The organism is Bradyrhizobium sp. NAS80.1 (genome assembly GCF_001908205.1).
Taxonomy (GTDB): domain Bacteria; phylum Pseudomonadota; class Alphaproteobacteria; order Rhizobiales; family Xanthobacteraceae; genus Bradyrhizobium.
In genome coordinates this window covers 1-1756 of record NZ_LGHL01000348.1, presented here as the reverse complement: position 1 = coordinate 1756, position 1756 = coordinate 1, and the positions used below count along the sequence as shown (strand labels likewise).

At 58.3% G+C, this 1756-nt stretch carries 1 protein-coding gene and 1 pseudogene; both read right to left on the bottom strand.

Going from position 1 to position 1756, the window contains the following annotated elements; all coding sequences use genetic code 11:
* Positions 1–316 precede the first annotated feature (316 nt).
* Positions 317–1297 (bottom strand): dienelactone hydrolase family protein, encoded by a 981-nt coding sequence (locus AC629_RS43215; protein WP_245332192.1) that lies wholly within the window; start codon positions 1295–1297, stop codon positions 317–319.
* Positions 1298–1549: 252 nt separating this feature from the next.
* Positions 1550–1756: pseudogene (locus AC629_RS48040) on the bottom strand (hypothetical protein); the annotation flags it as partial.

Genomic DNA, 1756 nt, shown 5'->3' with positions numbered 1-1756 from the left:
CTCGCTGTCTGTAAGGCCATATGCCGGCCAGACCCTCGTCCGCCCGGCCTTGTTAGGCTCGGTATGACTGATTTGTCTGGCACATAATGTGAGTATGTTTCGGCAGCTGCGAGGTTCACATATCAACTCAAGGCGCTGCAGATGCTTGCTGCATTGCGGGATTTCGATCCGGCCGGTGTCGCCTTTGGGTCACTTTCGACCGACGCTACGGGTTTCGCGTGCCGTTCGATGTCTGCTCTTCCCCGAAAGCGACCTAATTGCAGCGCGGCAACGAAATGACGCGAAGGGCCACAAGGCGACATCTAGTCGTCACCGATCATGGAAGCTGGAACACCTTTTTGAAGATTGCCTTGACTGCTTGTTTGGCTTCCCGGGTGGCGACTGGATCGTGGCCGATGTGCACGCCACGAACGACGCATGCGTCCGTGTAGGCGAATGGCTGCTTGGTGTCGCGGTTTATGAGAAGCCCATCGGCCTCCTCTTGGATTTTGCAATTGCGCGCGCTCTGGAATCGAGGCTGCATCGCTGCAGGCTGCGCGCCGAGCGGGTTGTCGAAGGCGTGCCAGGCGTTTGGATATTCAGTCAGTTGAACATCTGCGCCGGCGGCTCGCAGCCGCTCGACGTATGCCTTGCAAGCAGCAAGCGGGTTATAATCATCCTGCGTACCGCCGAAGATGCGGATGGGTCGACCGACAACATCGGTATCGGACAGAAATTTCGTCATGCAATCCGGGTAGAACGGAACGTAGGCTGCAAACTCTGCGCCTGACCTATTCCACAGCCGATGGAATCGCTTGAGGCTCGCATAGAGGGTGGCCTGGCCGCCACGCGAAAAGCCCATCAGCGCGATGCGTGCCGGATCGACATTCGGATGTTTCGCCAGCACATCGAGGGCACGATAGATGTCGAGTATGAAATTGAGGCGGCCGAGCAGGGCGTGATCGGTGTTTACCTCGGTGAGCCCACGTCCGGTGAAGCCGTCGAGTGCAAACGTCGAAATGCCGATTTTGTTGAGCTCTCTTGCCCACATCTCGACGTTGGGCGCCATACCGGCGGAGCCATGCTGCAGGACCACCACCGGCAACCGACCCGAGCTCGTCGCGAGGCGGAGCTGTCCAGAAGTCGTCGTTGCCTTCCCGTTGGCGTCACCGCGCAAAAACTGCGTATCTGAAAGCGTCAAGGTGTCAATCGAATGCAGTTCGGTGCGTGCGGCCATATCCTGCAAGATGGGCTCGACATTCGCCTCATCTGCCGCCCGTACGGCTGCTTGTCTGCGTTCCGCCCGCTCGTCGCTCAAACGCGCACCTCGGCCCAGGAAATCGAATGTCCTATGTAACAGAAAAATGGCTCGACGTTCGACTCTTGCGAAGGTCCGAGATGGGTCATTCTCGGCCGACTCTGCGGGATCGGCGGGTGTTCGATGTCTGCTCTTCCTCGAAACCGACCAGCTTGCTGCGTGGCAACGAAATGACGCGAAGGGCCACACTCGGACATTGCTAAAGGGCAAGTTTCGCCGCAGCGATGAAGTTGCTTGCGCATTGGCCCCGCGTTACGGCGCGATCAACTTCTCGATCGTTTCCGGTATGTAGGCTTCAGCAGGCAATCGCTCCGGGCCGATGACTGCAGCGGGTAACGGGGAAAGTTGGCGTTCGAGCATTCTATTGCTGACTCTAGCTCGCCGTTGCTTGGCATCCTCGCCAAATTCAACCCGTATTTTCGTCGCCAGGCCAGCTGTAATTCTCAGACGGCGCAATCT